The sequence below is a fragment of the Nocardia sp. NPDC050175 genome, assembly GCF_044459885.1.
In the GTDB taxonomy this organism is placed as follows: Bacteria; Actinomycetota; Actinomycetes; order Mycobacteriales; family Mycobacteriaceae; genus Nocardia.
Window position 1 is genome coordinate 97,678 of the sequence record NZ_JBITJI010000006.1, and the last position, 18,387, is coordinate 116,064.

The window sequence follows — 18,387 nt, forward strand, 5'->3', positions numbered from 1 at the left end:
CCGGGAGCCAGCAGCCCCTGCACCTGCTCGAGCACCTGACGCAGATACCGTTCGCCCGGGAAGTACTGCGCGACGGAGTTCAACACCACCGTGTCGAAGTAGCCTGCCGGCAATCCGGTGGTGTCATCCGCCGCCTGAGCGTTCAGCACGACACGATCGACCCAGCCGGCGTTCAGCTCGCCCAGCTGCTGCCGCAGTGTCGCGATGGTCGCGGCCGAGAGATCCGTCGCCCAGTACTCCGCGCAGTCGGGCGCCAGCTGCGACAGCAGCAGGCCGGATCCGACACCGATCTCGAGTATCCGCCGCGGACCCAACTCCCGGATGCGATCCACCGTGGCCGCGCGCCACTCCCGCATCTGCTCGACCGGAATCGGCGCGGCCGTGTAGCTGCTGTTCCAGCCGCCGAAGTCCGAACCGAACCCGGTGGGCCGCCGGTTGCCGTTCCCATTGCCATTTCCGTTCCCGTTGGCCGCTCCGGCGTACAGGTCGTCGTACACCCGACGCCACTGCCCCACCAGTTCGTCCTCGGCCACGACCGGTCCCGATCGGTCGGCCACGACGTAGCCGATCAGCTGCTTGCCGCCGACGTCGGTGTCGCGTGCCACGACTACCGCCTGGGACACCGAAGGATGCTGCGCCAGAACAGTTTCGACCTCACCGGGCTCGACCCGGAAACCCCGGATCTTCACCTGATCATCGATCCGGCCCGCGAACTCCAAGACTCCGGCCGACGTCCACCGCACCACATCACCGGTGCGGTACAGCCGACCACCGCCGGTCGAGTCGAAGGGGTCGGCCACGAACCGGGCCGCGGTCAAGCTCGGCCGACCGCGATAGCCCCGCGCCAGCTGCGAACCCGCGACATACAACTCACCGGCAACACCGACCGGAACCGGCACCAGCCACGGATCCAACACGAAAACCCGCGTATTGGCTACCGGCAAGCCAATGGGAACAGCTCCGTCGAGGTCATCCACCGCGTCGTAGTCGGTGACACACGCCGTGGTCTCGGTGGGCCCGTACCCGTTCATGACCTGAACATCGGCATACTTCGTGTTCAGCTTGCCGACGACATTCGCGGTCAGCTCCGCACCGCCGACGATGACCCGACGCAGCGTCTGTAAAGGCTTGTCGGGCAACGTTTCCACGTGATCGGCCAACGCCGACAGCAATGGCGGCGTCGCGAACATCTTCGTCACCGACCGACTCGCGATCAGCCCGGTGATCTCCGCCAGGTCCGACCGCTGCTCACCGGCCACCACCAGCGTGGCGCCACCGGCCAGGGCAGGCCAGATCTCGTAGGTCGAGGCATCGAACGCGACCGACGAATGCACCAGCACCCGATCGTCCGGACCGGTCGACCAGGCCGATGTCACCAGGCTCGCGACGTTACGATGCGTGATACCAACGCCTTTGGGGACACCGGTCGAGCCGGACGTGTAGATCACATAGGCCAGGTTCTGCGGCCCCACCGCGACAACCCGATCCGTACCGGACCGGTCCCACGCATCAGCGCTGTCGAGGTACAGATGCGGAGCTGAGCTGTCGGGCAACAGCTTTGCCGTGACCGAGTCGGTCACGACGACGACCGGAGCGGCGTCGGCGAGAATGAACGCCAGCCGATCCGACGGATAGGCCGGATCGATCGGCAGATACCCACCACCGGCCTGCAATACCGCCAGCAAAGCCACGATCAGATCGGCGGACCTGGGCAGCGCGACCGCGACAATGGTGTCGGGGCCTACCCCACGCGAGATCAGCACACGCGCCAATTGGCCGGCGCGGGTGTCGAGTTCGCGATAAGAGATCTCGGTTTCACCACAGACAACCGCGACCGCGTCCGGTGTCCGCGCGACCTGTGCCCGAATCAACCCCACCATCGTGTCGTCGACGACCGAAACGGCGGTGTCGTTCCACCGATGCAGCACCCGCTCGCGTTCGTCGGTATCGAGCACGTCGATCGACCCGACCGGAGCGGCCGGATCCGACACGATATGCCGCAGTATCCGAACGAGCCGGCCCACCATCGCCTCGACCGTCGACCGGTCGAACAGCTCGCTCGCGTACTCGACGAGCCCGTTCCACTGCTGACCGGCGGGCGCGTCGGCGACGTTGAAGAACAGGTCGAACCGCGCGGTCGCGGTGGTGGCGATGTACGGCTGGATCCGCGCCCCCGACAACTCGAGATCCGGCAGCGTGTTGTTCTGGAATGCCAAGGACACCTGGAACAACGGATGATGCGCCGCCGAACGAGCGGGATTGAGCAACTCGACCAGCAATTCGAACGGGACGTCCTGATTCTCGTAGGCCGCCAGCGCTTTCGACCTGACCCGAGCCAGGAGCTCGCTGAACGACGCCGCCGAGGACACCCTCGCCCGCAGCACCCAGCTGTTGACGAAGAACCCGACCAGATCGGTCAACGCCTCGTCGGTGCGACCGGCGATCGGGGATCCGATCGGAATATCCTCCCCCGCACCGAGTTTGAACAGCAGCACCGCGAGTGCCGACTGCAGCACCATCGATACCGTCGCGCCCTCGCGAGCGGCCAAACGCTCCACCGCGGTACGAATCTCGGGATCGATCCCGAACAGCACCATGTCCCCGCGATAACTGGCCACCAGCGGACGTGGCCGGTCCGTCGGCAGCTGCAACCGCTCCGGCAATTCGTCGAGTTCGGCCCGCCAGTAGTTGAACTGCCGCGACAGCAGGCTGTCCGGATCGTCCGCCGAGCCGAGCACCTCGTGCTGCCACAGCGTGTAGTCCACATACTGCACCGGCAACGGCTCCCACGCCGGTGCTCGATAGTCGAGGCGCGCGGCATACGCCTCCGACAGATCCCGCAGCAGCGGCGTCATCGACCAGCCGTCACCGGCGATGTGATGAATCAGAATCACGGCGACACATTCGTCGGCATCGCTGCGAAACACGTTGGCGCGGATGGGAATTTCGGATGACAGATCGAATCCGTAGCGCACCGCGGCGGTCACCGCCGCATCCACCTCGACGGGAGCCACCTCGGTGAGGTGCACCGGCACCTCGACGCTGTCGAGCACCCGCTGCGACGGCACCCCATCGGCATCGACGAAAACCGTCCGCAGACTCTCGTGCCGCGCGACCACATCACCGATCGCGGCGCGCAGGACCGATACGTCCACGCCGTGCAACCGCACCGCCAACGCCATGTTGTAGGTGGCCGACGGCCCTTCCAACCGGTGGATGAACCACAGCCGCCGCTGCGCGAACGACAACGGCACCACGTCCGGTCGCGGCCGCGCCAGCAATGCGGGGCGCACTTGCACTTCCGCATCGAGCCTTGGCACCAACTCCGCGACCGTCGGCGCGTCGAAGACCGTCCGGATCGGCACCTCGACGCCCAACACCACCCGAATCCGGCTGACCAGGCGGGTGGCCAGCAACGAGTGACCACCCAGCGCGAAGAAGCTGTCGTCGATACCGACCCGGTCGAGTCCGAGGATCTCGGCGAACAGATCGGCCAGGACCCGCTCCCGCTCGGTGCGCGGGGCTCGGTATTCGAGTGCGGTGCCGAACTCCGGGTCCGGCAGCGCCGCCCGATCGAGCTTGCCGCTCGCGGTCAGCGGCACGGCGTCGATCACCATCACCGTCGCGGGCACCATGAACTCGGGCAGCCGCTCGGTCACCCACCGGCGCACCTCGGCGGCCAGCAGGCCCGCGTGCGGGTTGTTGGCGTATGCGTTGGGATCGTCCACTGGTGTCGTCGCGGTGTACACGTCGGTCAGTGGTTGGCCCTGTGCGGTCGCGAGATCGATGAACACGGCGTCCATCCGGTCCGGCTCCGCGGACCAGGTGACCGCGGTCGTGTAGCCGAATTGCTGTCCCAGCTCGTGCAGGTCCTCAGGCACCAGGCCCGCGCGGTCGGTGCCGGTCTCGAGAACTCCCTCGAAATCGACGCCGAGTTCGTCGGTGGTGGTGCCGGGCAGACCCGCCCGGATTCGGTGCGTGACTTCGACCTGCCCGACCAGCCCGGCGTGCGGGATCCCGGTGACCCGAATGACGTCGGCATGTCGGGTGCGCAGCAGGGTGCGCAGCCAATCATGGCCACGGAAACCGACTTTCGGCGTATCGGCGACCGACAGTGGTTTCGTCGGAGCTTTGTGCAAGACCACGTCGTAGCGGTATCGGGTCAGCTCGTTGACCGACAGGCCGCGTTTGAGCTGGATGTCGACGGCATCGAATCCCGTTGCGTCACTGCACAACCCCGCGAAGTACTCCGGTGCCAGCAGCAACTCCTGCTCGGCGGCGATGTCTCGACGGACTCGATCTCCGACCGCGGCGGGATCATCGCCACCGTGGCGACTGATCTGGACCGCGGTGGTGAACTCCTCCAGCAACGCGAGATTGCGCACGTCGCCGACGAATACCGCGCCACCGGGGGCCAGCAGTCGCACTACCTGTTCCAGGACGGCGCGCAGGTAGTTCTGGCTGGGGAAATACTGAATGACGGAGTTGATAACCACAGTGTCGAAATGACTCTCGGGCAGCCCGTCGGAGTCGTCGCCCGCTTGGGCCCGCAGCACGACACGCTCGGTCCAGCCCGCGTCGAGTTCGGCCAGCTGTTGCTGCAGCGAGGAGATGGTCGCGGCCGAGAAGTCCGTCGCCCAATACTCTTCGCAGTCGGGTGCCAACTGCGACATCAGCAATCCTGAACCGACGCCGATTTCGAGCACGCGCCGCGGATTCAGTCCGCGAATCCGGTCGACCGTGGCCGACCGCCATTCACGCATCTGCTCGAGCGGAATCGGTGCGCCGGTGTAGCTGCTGTCCCAGCCGCCGAAGTCCGAACCGAACTCCGTTACATCACCTGAGACACGTTGGGTGCCATCGTCTTTACTGATCTCGATGCCGGAGTACAGATCGTCGTACACCCGACGCCACTGCCCAACCAATTCGTCTTCACCGACGACCGGCCCGGATTGATCAGCGACCACATACCCGACCAGCTGCTTGCCGGTGTCGGTGTCGCGTGCCACCACCACCGCCCGAGCCACCGAAGGATGTTGCGCGAGTACCGTTTCGACTTCGCCCGGCTCCACCCGGAAGCCTCGAATCTTCACCTGGTCATCGGCCCGGCCCGCGAACTCCAACTGGCCCGAGCTGTTCCAGCGCACCACGTCCCCGGTCCGGTACAACCGACCACCGGACGGATCGAATGGGTCGGCCACGAACCGCGCCGCCGTCAGCCCCGGCCGACCGTGATAACCACGCGCCAACTGGGCGCTAGCGACATACAGCTCGCCGGCCACGCCGACCGGAACTGGCACCAACCACGAATCCAGCACGAACACCCGCGTATTGGCGACCGGTGCACCGATCGGCACCACCGCGCCCACCACGTCGTCGGGGACTTGATAGGCGGTCACGTCGACCGTCGCCTCGGTCGGGCCGTACAGGTTGTCGACCCGGCCGACCCCGCACTTGGTCTTCAGCGCGCCGACCAGCTCGGTGGTGAGCGTGTCGGCACCCGTATTCACCTGCCGCAGATTCTGGAAGGGGTTGTCGGACAACGACTCCGCGTGCTCGACCAATGCCGACAGCAGCGGCGGTGTCGCGAACATCTTCGTCACCGACCGGGTTTCCACCAGGCGGGTGATCTCCACCAGATCCGAACGCTGCTCACCGGCGACTACCAATGTCGCGCCACCACACAGTGCAGGCCAGATCTCGTAAGTGGAGGCATCGAAGGCGACCGAGGAATGTACAAGCACCCGATCCTCAGGGCCGGTCGTCCACGCCTGGGCGACCAGGTTCACCACGTTACGGTGGGTGACGCCAACGCCTTTCGGAACTCCGGTGGAACCGGACGTGTAGATCACGTATGCCAAGTTCTGCGGTGCTACGACAGCCCTGTCCAGACCTGACCAGTACTCCGCGTCGACTGTATCGAGTTGCAGGCAAGGAGTTGTCGTGCGTGGCAGCGATGGCGCGGTAGCGGAGTCGGTCAAGACGACCACCGGCGCGGCGTCGGCGAGGACGAATCCCAGCCGATCCGAGGGATAGGCCGGATCGATCGGCAGATACGCTCCACCGGCCTTCAACACCGCCACCAGCGCGACGATCAGTTCCGCCGACCTCGGCAACGCGACCGCGACAACACCATCCGGCCCCACCCCACGTGAGGCAAGGACCCCCGCCAGCCTGTCGGCTCGGACATCGAGCTCCCGATAGGTCAGCTCGGTATCCGCGCAGACCACCGCGACCGCGTCCGGCGTTCTACCGACCTGGGTCTCCAACAATCCGACCAGCGTGGTGTCGGGTATCGCAACGGTGGTGTCGTTCCAATGATCGAGTACCAGTTCGCGTTCGATGTCGCCGAGCACATCGATCGACCCCACGGAAACCTCCGGGGTCGACACCAACTGCTGCAGCAAGCGCACCAACCGCTGCACCATCGTCTCGACCGTCGACCGATCGAACAACTCGATCGCGTACTCGACGAACCCGTCCCACCCGGCACCCGCGGGCGCATCGGCGATATTGAAGAACAGGTCGAACCGCGCGGTCGCGGTGGACGCCGGGTAGGGCTCGATCCGCACACCCGAAAGGTCGAGGGCGGGCAGTGTGTTGTTCTGGAACGCCATCGTCACCTGGAACAACGGGTGATGCGCCGCCGAGCGGGCCGGGTTCAGCATCTCGACGAGCAGCTCGAACGGAACATCCTGATTCTCGTACCCGGCCAACGCTTTCGCCCTGACCTGGCTCAAGAGCTCGGTGAACGACGCCGCCGGAACGACGGTCGCGCGCAGCACCCAGGTGTTGACGAAGAACCCGACCAGATCGGTCAACGCCTCGTCGGTGCGACCGGCAATCGGGGCTCCGATCGGAATATCTTCTCCGGCACCGAGTTTGAACAGCAGCACAGCCAGCGCCGACTGCAGCACCATCGATACCGTGGCACCCTCACGGCCGGCCAATCGTTCCACCGCGGCGCGGATTTCGGGATCGACGCCGAACGGCACCACATCCCCGTGATAGCTCGCCGCGCGCGGACGCGGCCGATCCATCGGCAGTCGCAACTGCTCGGGCAGTCCGTCGAGCTCCGCGCGCCAATAGTTGAACTGCTGCGACAGCACGCTGTCGGGATCGGTGGCAGAACCGAGCAATTCCCGCTGCCACAACGTGTAATCCACGTACTGCACCGGCAACGGCGCCCACCCGGGCTCCTGATCCTCGAGACGCGCCGCATACGCCACCGACAAGTCACGCAGCAGCGGCGTCAACGACCAGCCGTCGCCGGCGATGTGATGGATCAACAGCACCAGCACGCACTCATCGGTATCACGACGGAATATGTTGGCGCGCAATGGGATTTCCGACGACAGATCGAATCCGTAGCGCACCGCCGCGGTCACCGAAGCAGCCAGCTCGGTGATACCGACGTCGGTGGTCCCGACGTCGGTGGTCCCGACGTCGGTCACCGCGAACGGGATCTCGACGCGATCGGCGTCGATAACCCGCTGAGACGGCACGCCATCGGTCGCGGCGAAGACCGTACGCAGACTTTCGTGCCGGGCAACGACATCGCTGATCGCCGCACGCAACGCCGCGATATCGGCCCCGTGCAACCGCACCGCCAGCGCCATGTTGTAGGTGGCCGACGGACCCTCGAGCCGGTGGATGAACCACAACCGCCGCTGCGCGAACGACAACGGCACCACGTCGGGACGTGGCCCGGCCAGCAGTGTCGGGCGCACTTGGACACCCGCATCGAGCCTGGTCACCAACTGCGCCACCGTCGGCGCATCGAACACCGTCCGGATCGGCACCTCGACGCCGAGCACCACCCGAATCCGACTGGCCAGACGGGTGGCCAGCAGCGAGTGACCGCCCAGCTCGAAGAAGCTGTCGTCCACGCCGACCTGGTCACGCCCAAGGACTTCGCCGAACAACTCGGCCAGCACCCGCTCCCGCTCGGTGCCCGGCGCTCGATACCGCACCGAGGACACCAGCTCCGGCTCCGGCAGCGCCGCCCGATCCAGTTTCCCGTTCGCGGTCAACGGCACCGAGTCGATCACCATCACCACCGACGGCACCATGAACTCCGGCAACCGATCCGCCACGAACGCACGCACCTGGGCACCGTCGAGCGCAGTCCTGCTCGCATGGCCGTTGCTCGCGACCGGGATGGTTCGATCGGCGACCACATAGCCGACCAACTGCTTACCGCCGTCGGTCTCGACCGCTACCACTACCGCCTGGGCTACCGAAGGATGTTGCGTCAGTGCGGCTTCGACTTCGCCAGGCTCCACCCGGAAGCCACGGATCTTGACCTGATCATCGACCCGGCCCACGAACTCCAACTGCCCGAACGTATTCCAGCGCACTACATCACCAGTGCGATACAACCGGCCGCCGGTCGGATCGAACGGATCAGCCAAGAACCGGGCAGCGGTCAACCCGGGCTGATCGTAGTAACCGCGCGTCAACTGCGCACCGGCGACGTACAACTCACCGGCCACTCCCACCGGGACCGGCAGCAGCCACGAATCCAGCACGAACGCCCGCACATTGGCCAATGCGGAACCAATCGGCACCGAGGCACCGCTGTCGGATTCGCCGTCGGCCGCGAATACCGTAGTGAACACGGTGGTTTCGGTCGGGCCGTAACCGTTGAATACCCCGATACCCGCAGTGCTCGTTTGCAGTCGGTGCACCAAGCCCGAGGTGAGTTCGGCGCCTCCGACGATCACCTGGGTCAAGCTCCGGAACGGGTTGTCGGGCATGGCCTCGACCTGGTCGAGCAGCACCGACAGCAAGGCCGGTGTCGAGAACATCTTCGTGACCGACCGAGCAGCGACCAGCCGGGTGATCTCGGCAGGGTCCGAGCGCTGCTCGCCGGCCAACACCACGGTGCCGCCGCTGATCAGCGCGGGCCAGATCTCATAGGTGGAGGCGTCGAAGGCAACCGAGGAATGCACCAGGACTCGTTCGCCGGGACCGGTCGACCACGACTGGGAGGCCAGGTTCGCGACGTTGCGGTGTGTGACAGCAACACCTTTGGGCACGCCGGTCGAGCCGGAGGTGTAGATCAGATAGGCCAGATTGCCAGCCCGTACAGTGACGGCCTTCGCGCTGCTGACCGCATCGAGTTCATCGACGTAGAGGTGTGGTGTCCTGTTGCGGGGCAGGGTGTTTGCCGTGACACGATCGGTGAGGACGACGATCGGGGCTGCGTCGGCAAGGATGAACGCCAGCCGATCCGAGGGATATGCCGGATCGATCGGCAGGTATCCGCCACCAGCTTTCAGCACCGCCAGCAATGCCACGATCAACTCCACCGACCGGGGCAACGCCACCGCGACAACACAATCCGGACCCACGCCGCGCGAGATCAGCACCTGCGCGAGCCGATCAGCCTGAATATCGAGGTCCCGGTACGACACCTCGATGTCCGCATAGACGACCGCGAGCGCATCCGGGGTCGCGGCAACCTGCGCCTGGACGAGCCCCACTACAGTGACGTCCCCGTCGGCAGCGACTGCAGTGTCATTCCACCGGCGCAGCACCAGGTCACGTTCGTCGCCGTCGAGCACGTCGATCGACCCGACCGGGGCCTTCGGTTCCAGCACCAGCTGCTGCAGTATTCGCACCAGCCGCCGCGCCATCGCCTCGACCGTGGTCCGATCGAACAACTCGGTGGCGTATTCGATGTATCCGTCCCAGCCGAGCGCGGCCGGGGCGTTCCCGTTGTCCCGCACCGCGACGGCGTCGCCGATGTTGAAGGTCAGATCGAATCGGGACGTGGTGACAGGCGCGATATATGGCTCGATCACGACCCTCGGCAGCTCCAGGATGGGCACGGCATTGTTCTGCAACGTGAGCAGTACCTGGAACAGCGGATGGTGTGCCGCCGAGCGGGCCGGGTTGAGCAACTCGACCAGCAACTCGAACGGGGCGTCCTGATTCTCGTAGGCCGCCAAAGCTTTTGCCCGGACCTGGCCCAACAGCTCGGTGAACGACGCGGCCGGTTCGACGGCGGCACGCAGCACCCAGGTGTTGACGAAGAAGCCAACCAGATCGGACAGCGCGTCATCGGTGCGACCGGCGATCGGTGAGCCGATCGGAATATCCTCCCCCGCACCGAGCTTGAACAACAGCACCGCCAACGCCGACTGCAACACCATCGACACCGTCGCGCCCTCGCGACCGGCCAACCGTTCCACGTCAGCTCGCAGTTGTGGATCGATGCCGAACATCACCGCGTCACCGCGATAGCTGGCCACCCGTGGCCGTGGCCGATCGGTCGGCAACAGCAACTGCTCCGGCAAACCGTCGAGTTCACTACGCCAGTACTCGAATTGCCGCGACAGCACACTTTCCGGATCGGTCGACGAACCGAGCAATTCTTGTTGCCACAGTGCATAATCCACGTACTGCACCGGCATCGGCTCCCACTCAGGAGCACGCCCGTCCCTACGCGCGACATACGCCGCGGACAGATCCTGCAACGTGACCGTCGCCGACCAGCCATCACCAGCAATGTGGTGAATCAGCAACACCAGCAACCATTCATCGGCACCGCACCGAAACACGCTGGCCCGCAGCGGTATCTGCGTGGACAGGTCGAACCGATGCGCTGCCGCCTCGGCCACCGCAGCGTCGACCTCGGCCGGTCCCACGTCGGTCACCGTGATCGGTACCTCGACACCAGCATCGAGTACCTGCTGAATCGGGACACCATCGACCTCGACAAAGATCGTGCGCAGACTTTCGTGCCGGGCAACGACATCGCCGAGCGCGGCCGCGAAGGCCACCGCATCGAACGCGCCCGTCAACCGCGCGGCCAACGGCATGTTGTAGGTGGCCGACGGCCCCTCCAACCGGTGGATGAACCACAACCGCCGCTGCGCGAACGACAACGGCACCACGTCCGGCCGCGGCCGGACCTGCAGCGTAGGCCGCATCTGCACCTCGGTATCGAGCCGAGTCGCCAACTGCGCCACCGTCGGCGCATCGAACACCGTCCGAATCGGCACCTCGACGCCGAGCACCACCCGAATCCGACTGATCAGCCGGGTGGCGGACAACGAATGACCGCCCAGGTCGAAGAAGCTGTCGTCCACACCTACCCGGTCGAGACCGAGCACCTCGGCGAACAACACGGCGAGTGCACGCTCACCGTCGTTGCCCGGCGCCCGGTACGCCATCGAGGAGGCGAACTCCGGTGCAGGCAACGCGGCACGATCGAGCTTCCCGTTCGGTGTCAACGGCACCGAGTCGATCACCATCACCACGGTCGGCACCAGGAACTCCGGCAGCCGCTCGGCGGCGAACCGGCGCACCTCGGCCCCATCGAGCCCATGCCCAGCGTGGCCGTTGCCCGCGACCGAGCTGCTCCGCTCGGCGACCACATACCCGACCAGTTGCTTGCCACCCTCGGTGTCGCGGGCCACCACCACCGACTGCGACACCGAAGGATGTTGCGCCAGTATCGTTTCGACCTCGCCGGGCTCCACCCGGAACCCACGGATCTTCACCTGGTCGTCGGCGCGGCCGACGAATTCGAGCGCCCCGCCCCAGGTCCACCGGACCACATCGCCCGTCCGATACAACCGGCCACCGCTCGGATCGAACGGGTCGCCCACGAACCTGCTCGCGGTCAACCCCGCCCGCCCGTGATAGCCACGCGCCAACTGCGCACCGGCGACATACAGTTCACCGGCGACGCCGACGGGAACCGGCGACAACCACGAATCCAGCACGTACGCCCGTATGTTCCCGAGCGGAGACCCAATCGGGCTACCACCCCTGGTGACATGCGCAGCCGACAGCTCGAGTTTTGTGACATGCACAGTGGTTTCGGTGATCCCGTACATGTTCACCAGTGCGGGCAGGTCGCTATGATCGGTCGAATACCAAGGCTGCAGGTGAGCCGGGTTCAAGGCCTCTCCACCGAAAATCACCATCCGCAAGGCAGATTCGGTAGTGCCACAAGCTGATCGTGCCTCCGCCAGCGCATAGAACGCGGAAGGAGTCTGATTGAGGATCGTCACGCCCTTGCCGACCACCAGGTGCCACAAGTCCGCGGGCGTGCGCACCACGTCCCACGGCACGACCACCACCCGCCCGCCGTGCAGCAGCGCGCCCCAGATCTCCCAGACCGAGAAGTCGAAGGCTTGGGAATGGCACCACGCCCAGACATCATCGGCACCGAACTCACACCAGGGAGCGGTGCTCAGGAAAAGTGAGGCCGCATTGCGGTGGGTGACGGCGACGCCCTTCGGCGTTCCGGTGGAACCGGACGTGTAGATCAAGTACGCGAGATTGCCGGGTCGCGGCATAGCCGGCCGGTCCACCACGGACCTTGCCACCTCGGCCTGGTCGACAAAGATGTGGGGAACCTTGCTGTGCGGCAGCGCTTTCGCGGTTTCGACGGCGGTGAGCACGGCGATGGGCGCGGCATCGTCGAGGACGAACGCCAGCCGCTCAGCCGGATAGGTCGGGTCGATCGGCAGGTACGCGCCACCGGCCTTCGACACCGCCAGGATCGCGACGATCAGTTCCACCGATCTCGGCAAGGCTACCGCGACCACACTGTCCGGCCGCACGCCACGCGAAATCAGTGTTCGCGCAACGCCGTTCGCCCGCTCATCGAGCTCCCGGTAGGAGAGCTCGACCTGACCGGACACCACCGCCACCGAGTCCGGCGCCTGCCGCACCCGATCCTCGAACAACCCCACCAAGGTCGCATTCGGATCGACCGGTACCGCCGTGTCGTTCCAGGCCTCGACCACCAACTCGCGATCGGCACCGAGCACATCGACCGACCCGATCGGTACGGCCGCATCGGCTATCGCCTGCCGCAGATAACGAGCGATCGATCCCAGGTAACCCTGCACGTCATCGTCGGTATAGAGCTGGGCATCCCCCTCGATCCGCAGGTAGCCACCGCGAGACGACTGCCGCTCGTAGTAGAAGACGATCGTCAGATCCCCGCTGTTGCCCGCCGAATAGACCTGGAGATCGGCTGTCCCGCTCGCCATCTCCAGCGCGCCGAAGAACGACATGACGTTGATCACCGGGCCGAACGGATTCCCTTGCGTGTTCGGCATTTTCAAGTCGCGGCGGATGTCCGACAACCCGTATCTCAGGTGGTCTCGGGCGCCCGAGATGGTGCGGTGGATCCGTACTGCCAGGTCCCCGAGCGAGAGGTCCCGGCTCGACTCGACCAGCATGGGCACGGTGTCCGAGAGCTGGCACGGCGTCCTGCCTGCGACGCCGATTCGATTGGAAACCGGTATCTGCAAACAGAATTCGTCGCGCAGCGCATAGCGCTGGATCGCCGCCGCCGCGACGGACATCAACAGATAGGGCAGCTTGACGCCGACCGACTGCGCGACGCTCATCAGCTCGCCGAGCTCTGCGCCGGAAAAGCCGTGGGTACAACCGATTCGGCCCGGCGCCACGCCGTCGGCAGCGCTGCCGGGCAGTCGCAGCGGGTCGATGCCGGCCGGGATCTGGCCGCCCCAGTAGTCCCGATCCGCCGCCTGCTGGGTGCGGCGATACTCGACATCGCTGTCGATGATGTCGTCGAGGCGCGCGAAACCCGCTGCCGCGATGGGCTTTCCGGCCGCCAGCGCACCGTACACGTCGAGCACCCGCTGGGCCCAGGTGGCCACGCCGACGCCGTCCATGATGATGTGGTCGAAGCACATCGACATGATGTAGTGGTTCTCACCGACCTCGAGCACCGCGACACTCAGCAGCGCGTCGTGCTCGAGATCGAAACCGACCTCACGTTCGTGGGCCATGTAGTCGAGTGCGGCCTCGACCGGATCCCGCTTCTCGGTGAGATCCAGGTAGGACGGCGTCCAATCCGTGGTGTCCCGCGCAACCTGCATCGGCCCGTCCGCGCCGCGAACGAAATTCACCGTGAGCGCCTCGGATTCGGCGAACGCATGGCGCAGCGCGGTGAAGAAATGATCCAATGCCAGTTCGGCGCGAATGTCGACGTAGATAATGCAGTTATTAGGAATATCCGCCAGCTCGTGCGCTATCCACAGTTCTTTCTGAATAGAAGTCAGGCTGCGCAGCAGTGATTTGTTTCCCGATTGCATGGCAAACTCCCTCGCTTATCACCTTTGCCGGGCGGTACCGATCTGCAGCTGGCCGAAAGAATTCGTTTTCGGCGATACCGACCCTCGGCACGTGCATCGCCGGATAGCACCGCAACGCGCCCTACTGACCCCGACTCCGTTCCCCCCGAATCACCGTGCGCGACAATCCTGCCCGCAGCCCGCGACATCACGAATGGACACCGCAACCGGTACACCGCCTGGTCGCGCCGACAAGTGGGCGCTTGACCATAACTAGGTGCACGGTTGCGCAACCCACCGTCAGTCGACGGCCGCAGACGTCGGACCCCCCGAAACATGCTGTCGCACACTCGATCAGGATGTAGCAGGCTGCATAACTGCGGCTGTACTAGTGCGTAAATGACTGGTCAAAGTGGTAACTATCCCTCGATCCCGCGTTGAGCGAGGCCGCCGCCCCCTATGCTCATCGCTGGCAGCACATGGTTCAGGAGGGCTTGTCCATGGCGCATACACAGATCAGATATGGCGTGCTCGGCTCGTTCACGGCATGGTGGGATGACCGTGAAATCGAGCTCGGTCCTGCGAAGCAGCAGGCTGTGCTTGCGGCATTACTGCTAGAAATGAACCGTCCAGTATCGATGAACGCGATCATCGATGGCGTATGGGGCGAACACCCACCGAGTGACGCGCGCAACGGAGTACAGACTTACGTCAGCCGCCTGCGCCGGGCCCTGGCACCGCGCCGCCGGGTCGCCGAACCCGCACTGGTGCGGGCGGATACGGGATACGTGCTGCACGGCGACCCGTCGCTGTCCGACCACGTCGCGTTCGACCGGCTCATCGCGACCGCCGAACGATGCAGGCGCGACGCCGACCTCGCCGCCGCGGCCACACATACCGACGCGGCGCTGGCGCTATGGCGCGGTGAACCATTCAGCGGTCTGGCGGGTCCGATCATCGAGGCCGAACGCCGGCGCCTGCAGGAGCGCTACCTGGCCGCGCTCGAGCACCGCGCCGGGATCAAACTGGCCCGCGGCCAGCACGCCGAGGCCGTCGCCGAGCTCGCGCCGCTGGTCAGCTCCTACCCACTGCAGGAACGGTTTCGGACGCTGCTCATGCTCGGGCTGTACCACTGTGGCCGCCAAGCCGAGGCGTTGATGGTCTTCCAGGACGCGCAGCGGCGGCTCGCCGACGAGATCGGGATCGAGCCGGGGCGCGAACTTCGCGAACTGCACCGGCGGATCCTGCGCGACGAGATCGAACCGCCGGTCGAGGCGCCACCAACACAGACCGGTCGGAATGAATCCGGTTACGGTGGCGTAGATTTCACCGATCTCGACCAGAAGTCGCCGTGGCCGTCCGCCAACGTGGCCGCGGAAATAGCCCCCGCGATCGCGTCTGCCGTCGGCAGAACAGAGACTCGACCCGAGAGCCGAAACCAGTTGCCCGGCGATATCGCGGATTTCACCGGCCGGACCGCCGAAATGGGTCGGCTGCTCACCGACATACCGCCGGAGTCGGCCCGGCCGACCGTTTTCATCCAAGCCATCGACGGCATGGCCGGAGTCGGCAAAACGACGCTGGCGATTCATGCCGCCCATCAACTCAGTAACCAGTTTCCCGACGCCCAGCTGTATCTCGACCTGCATGGGCATGCCGCCGAGAGCGCGCCGATCGATCCGATGGTGGCGCTGGACCGCCTGTTGCGCGCGCTAGGGGTGCCCAGCGAGTCGATACCGCCGGACCTGGATGCCCGAGCGGCGTTGTGGCGCACCGAAATCGCGGCACTGTCGGCGCTACTCGTCTTGGACAATGTCGCCGACGCCGCGCAGATTCGACCGCTACTCCCCGGTACGCCGAGCTGCCTGGTGCTGATCACGAGCCGGCGTCGGCTCGTCGATCTAGAAGTCGCCAAATCCCTGTCGCTGGACGTGCTTTCGCCCGAGGACGCGACGGCGCTGTTCGCCACCATCGTCCATGACGATCGCGTGCTCGCGGAGCCAGATGCCGTGGCCGAGACCGTTCGGTTGTGCGGTTATCTTCCGTTGGCGATCCGCATCGCGGCCGGTCGGCTGCGCGCGCGGCCGGTGTGGCCGATCGATCGGTTGGCGGAACGGCTTCGACATCCGAGCAATCGGCTCGAGCATCTGTCCGCGGGATCGCGGAGCGTAGCCGCAGCGCTCACCGCCAGCTTTCAAGACCTGCCCACCGACCAACAGCGGGCGTTCGGACTGCTCGGACTGCACCCCGGTCGCGACTTCGATACCTATGCCACCGCCGCCCTGGCCGATATCGGCATCGATGCCGCCGAGCAGATTCTGGAGGCGCTGGTCGACGTGCATCTGCTGGAACAGGTTGTCTCCGAGCGGTATCGGTTTCACAACCTGGTGCGCGATTACGCCGCGACACTGGTCGAACCGTCCGATCTGGACGGCGGTGCGGCACTGACGCGACTGTTCGACTACTACCGGTATGCCGCGTGGGCGGTCGGCAGCAAAATCCTGCCGGATCGGATCAGTCGTATCGTCGACCTGCCGAGGCCGGTGACGCCGATGCCCGCGCTGGCCAGTCATCAGGAATGCGTGGCCTGGTTGCACAGCGAGCGGCTCAACCTGCTCGCCATCGCACGCGAGGCGACCAGGGGGCGCTGGTCCGACTACACGGGGCTGTTCTCCGAGATTCTGTGGTGGCCCTATGTGACCGGGCTGCGCTGCTCCGACGACGCCATCACCTTGCACTTCGATGCGGTCGAAAGCGCACGCACCAGCGGTGAACAGGCAGAAGAGTGCCGGCTGCTGGTCAATCTCGGCTACACGCTGTGGCGGATGCGGCATTGTCGGCAGGCTTTGGTCGTGCTCAACGATGCCGTGCGGCTGGCCCACGGCATGGGCGACTTTGCCAGTGCGGCAAGGGCTATGCACCACAGCGGGCTGGTCTACTTCCGCCTGGCCCGGTATCGGGATTCCCTGATGGGTTACCACCAAGCCCTGTCGTTGTCGCGTTCGTCCGGTGACAAGTTCATGGAGGGCTACGCGCTACAGGGCTTGGGGCAGGTCCATGAGCGGATGGGTCTCTACGATGACGCGTTCGACTATCTGCGGCAGGCGGTGCGCCTCGCCGACGAGACCGGCGATCCGTACCTGCGCTCCTGTGCGTTGATGCGGATCAGCGACACCGATATGCGGGTTGGCAGATATGACGACGCGCTCGTGCACCTGGAGGACGCGCGGAAGTCGCTGACGCCGATGCCGTCGAATACGTTGTTCCACAACTACTTTTCGATTCGACTCGGCAATGTCTATTGCGCGGTGAAGCAGTACGACGCGGCGCTCGACAGCCTGCGGACGGCATTGGCGCGGGCCGAGCGGAACAATGATCTGATCCTCAAGTGCTGCACGCATCTCGGTATCGGCGATGTCCATCGTCGGCAGGGCCAGTATCGAGAAGCGCTCGGCCACTACGAGCGGGCGCTGCACATCGCCTACGCGTCCGGTTCGCCGTATGAGGAGGTGCTCGCCTTCGATGCCATCGCGACGGTCAATTACTGCTCGGCGCACTTTTCCGTGGCCAGGCAACGCTGGAAGGCGGCACTGAAGATCGCTGCCGGTCTTGGTATTCCGGAAACCCAGCGCATCGCCAACCACGTCTCCAGCATCGACTCGACGTTCCTCGCGGTCACGGCAACGCGCGCCGCCGAACTACGCTCGGCCGAGTTCCGCCGTGCCGCGGACCTGATCCGCAGCGGTATCTCGCCCGCGCAGCGCGCGTCGGCGATGGCCGCGATGGTCGATCCAGAGGTGCACTGACAGGGCGGCCAGGTAGGCGCCGACCGCATTCAACAGCACGTCGTCGACCGAGGAGTGGCGGCCGATGGCGAGGGCGAACTGCAGCGTCTCCACCAAGATCGACGCGCCTGCTGCCACCAACAGGATGCGGTACGGGCGGGCGAACCAGGGTAGGCGCAGTGGCAGCAGGAAGCCGAGTGCGGCGAAGACCAGCAGGTTGCCGCCGAACTGTTCGATCACCCGGTCGTCGGTCAGTTGTTCGGCCAGGTCACGCAGCGGTACGAGATTCAGTGAGCGTCCAGTTCCCTTGGGCGTGAGGATCATCCACAGCCACGGGACGGTACCCAACACCATCCCGACCTCGCACAGTGCGGCTCGCCGGCCGCGCCACCGAGCGAGCCACCATGTCGCCACACCGGCTACCGGTATGGCGGCGATAGTGGCCAGCACTACCCCACCCCACGTCTCCCACGTTCCGTTCACTTGGCCAGTCTCACCCAGATCACTTGTGCAACAGGTCGCCTACACCG

3 protein-coding genes (1 of these 3 only partly in view) are annotated in these 18,387 nt (G+C 65.6%); 1 reads left to right on the plus strand and 2 read right to left on the minus strand.

All coding sequences use genetic code 11. The features are described 5' to 3' along the window. On the minus strand, window positions 1-14,093 hold the 5' portion of the coding sequence (locus ACIBK2_RS21455; RefSeq protein ID WP_396969303.1) for an amino acid adenylation domain-containing protein. 1,177 nt of this gene lie to the left of the window's left edge; the window shows 14,093 of its 15,270 coding nt (coding positions 1-14,093); its start codon is at window positions 14,091-14,093; its stop codon lies beyond the left edge, outside the window. A gap of 479 nt (window positions 14,094-14,572) precedes the next feature. Here ACIBK2_RS21455 and ACIBK2_RS21460 point away from each other — a divergent pair, with 479 nt between their 5' ends. After that, window positions 14,573-17,878, plus strand: coding sequence for an AfsR/SARP family transcriptional regulator (locus ACIBK2_RS21460; RefSeq protein WP_396969304.1), 3,306 nt, complete (start codon window positions 14,573-14,575; stop codon window positions 17,876-17,878). On the opposite strand, the gene ACIBK2_RS21465 is transcribed toward ACIBK2_RS21460, so the two are convergent. Continuing rightward, window positions 17,771-18,340 carry a VanZ family protein gene (locus ACIBK2_RS21465; protein ID WP_396969305.1) on the minus strand — a complete coding sequence of 190 codons (570 nt, stop codon included), beginning with the start codon at window positions 18,338-18,340 and terminating at the stop codon, window positions 17,771-17,773. The two genes, ACIBK2_RS21460 and ACIBK2_RS21465, sit on opposite strands and share 108 nt — an antisense overlap. Window positions 18,341-18,387: the final 47 nt, after the last annotated feature.

Bases quoted from the DNA above. Each gene is read 5' to 3' on its own strand.
- ACIBK2_RS21460 (WP_396969304.1), top strand. From the start codon at position 14,573: ATGGCGCATACACAGATCAGATATGGCGTGCTCGGCTCGTTCACGGCA.